This window comes from Lishizhenia sp. (assembly GCF_057456495.1).
Map to the genome: position 1 here is coordinate 1 of NZ_JBVCPV010000278.1, position 2,676 is coordinate 2,676.

The 2,676-nt window shown below is 37.7% G+C and carries 2 protein-coding genes; both read left to right on the plus strand.

Features of this window, described 5'->3' with window-relative positions:
* The first annotated feature begins 357 nt into the window (after positions 1–357).
* Positions 358–1,257 (plus strand): hypothetical protein, encoded by a 900-nt coding sequence (locus AC22ZQ_RS14000; protein WP_318959383.1) that lies wholly within the window; start codon positions 358–360, stop codon positions 1,255–1,257.
* Between the two features lie 80 nt (positions 1,258–1,337).
* Positions 1,338–2,624 (plus strand): D-glucuronyl C5-epimerase family protein, encoded by a 1,287-nt coding sequence (locus AC22ZQ_RS14005; RefSeq protein WP_318959384.1) that lies wholly within the window; start codon positions 1,338–1,340, stop codon positions 2,622–2,624.
* The last annotated feature ends 52 nt before the right edge of the window (positions 2,625–2,676 follow it).

A 2,676-nucleotide genomic window follows, 5' to 3' on the forward strand; every position in this document is an offset into this window, starting at 1 on the left:
CCTTAGGAGGACTAGGAATTTGGTCATTAATTGATATTATCCTTATTGCTACAGGAAATTTCAAAGATAAAAATGGTATCCCTGTTAAAAATTAAATAGTTTAGAAAAGCGGTGTAGAGCCGCTTTTTTTTATGCCTTTTACTTAAGTAAGTATAGGGCAAACCGCCGGGCTTTCCTTCCAAGGTCAGTTGCCAAAACAAAGCAATCGGTAGCGCTCAAGCTTCTTAGGTCGCTTTATCCCTCCTCGTTTGCCTTTTTTCTTTTGTCTGCCCTCCCTTTCCATACTATCCCTGTTTGGATTCCCTTTGCTCCTTCATGAAGTTTCAACTAACTTTGCTCCCGAAAAATACTCGCTGCATGTTTAGATTAATTATTATACTCCTAGGTGTAATTCTTATTCCATTGAATTCTCTAGGACAAGATTACGCTTGGTGGAACGAAACCCACAATTGGGATGGTTACACCCCCTGGTACGATTACATCACTACCAACACTGCCCACATGGGACCGAATGCCCTCCCTGTACCTATCGTTAATCAAGGAAGGACGCTGCGCAACGCAGAACTTAAAATTGGAACAGATTTACACTTTTCGCCGGGTGATAACACGCAAAATAGCAATACTTCCTTTTACCTCCCTCTTCACACGCCTAAAGTAGGGCTGCAAGTACAAATAGTACCTTTCGAGTTTTACCAGACAGATACTGCTACAAGAAACTTGCGCGCCGCAAGAGGTGAATCGGGTAAAGGTTTTGCAGTAGGCGATTTTTATGTCGGAACCTATGTACAAGTTATCGAAAACCATCGTTTCTGGCCAGATATTATGCTTTCCATCAACCTAAAAACAGCATCAGGATCCAAACTTTCCGACGCACGCTTTACAGATTCTCCAGCCTACTTTATGGATCTGTCTTTTGGTAAAAACTATTCCCTGAACAATTCTCAAACCACCACAATAAGACCTTTTGCTATGGGAGGTTTTTACGTTTGGCAAATGCATGGAAACGCACAACAACAAGACGATGCATTTCTCTACGGTTTAGGTGTAAAACTCACCCATAAAAAACTCATTTTTCAATCCACCCTTGCCGGGTATTATGGTTATCTCAACAACGGAGATAGACCTTTAGTGTTTCGTGCTAAATTAAAAACGAACTTAGACCGTCAATTAAATTACTCTTTTAGCTTTCAAAAAGGGCTACACGACTTCCCGTTCAACACTTTTTCAATTAACTTAGTAGCCAACTTTCACAAATAAACTGAATACAAGCAACCCTCAATAGAGTTGTTAAGTATTTACAACTAAACGGAAACAATCAAATTTACACACCTAAAAAAATGATAATCTTTCGAAAAGAACTCCTCAGCCTACTCACTTTATTTCTATGTTTGAACTTTACCTTCGGTCAAACCCTAAAAAGATATTCTTGTATCGTAGACAGAATTGATCTACATGAGATGGAAGGAAACAGAACCCTTGATTCAACGGGAATTCTACTGTCCAACTACAGGTACCACCCCCTATCAATTTCTCAATTTGGAGTATTATCTTACTATTACTTTAAAGACACAGGGGATAGTATCTACTATAAAAAATGCGTGGACCAAATCAAGTATTTTAAAGACACCTCAAAAGTACATAGCCTATTCAACGGTAAAGGAATGGGGCTTCCGTACAACTATAATTTTTGGGATTTAAAAGCGCCTTGGTATTCTGGCATGACGCAAGGTTATGCAGTAAGTTATCTTTTGCGTTATTACGACCTAACCCAAGATGAAGAAGTACTCCCTATTATTGAAAAAGTAGCTTATGTTTTACTTCAGAATCAAGAAGACGGAGGCACCATTTCAAAAACTCCAGAAGGTTATACCTGGATAGAAGAATACCCCAATTCGAATCGTTCACCACAAGTTCTCAATGGATATATTAATGGTTTAATTGGTTTAAAAGAGTATTGTGACTTCCACCCCAACGATACAATGGCCAAGCGTATCTTTGATGAAACCTACGAAGGTTTTACCAATAGTTTACACCATTTCGACACCCACATGTGGAGTTATTACAACCGAAAAAACAGAGGTCTTAGTAATAAATACATGCGTTACCAGATTTACGAAATGAAACATCTATATGAGCTTTTCGGCGATGAAATCTTTGATAACCAACGAAGAATTTGGAGTGTCATGGCGAATAAGAAGTATATCAAATCCAAATCAAAAGCTTATAAATTTCCGAATCATGACCTCGTATTTCCGGTAAACAAAATAAGTGACAGTTTATTGGGAAGAATTTTACCTTCTCCTCTCGAAGTACACAAAGAAGATCAACTTTATAGCTCAACACTCCAACTAAGTAATAGGGAAAAGCGTAAAATGAAACGTAAAATGAAAACAGAATGTTTGTTTACACCACATACAGACTCCCTTAAAACAGCTAATTATTTAGAAATCCATCACTCCACGTTTAACGCTCAGTCTAACCTTGCGATATATCATAGAAACGCCAAAAATAAACTCGTCCCATTAGCAACAGAAATAATAGCTACCAAAGGAAAAATAAAAATATCTTTTGCGTTAACTGAAGTATCAGATCTAGTTATCGGATTGCAGGGATTCAATCTATAGGATAGTAACATTATTGAATATGATTTTTTCAATACAACATTAGAGAAAGCTC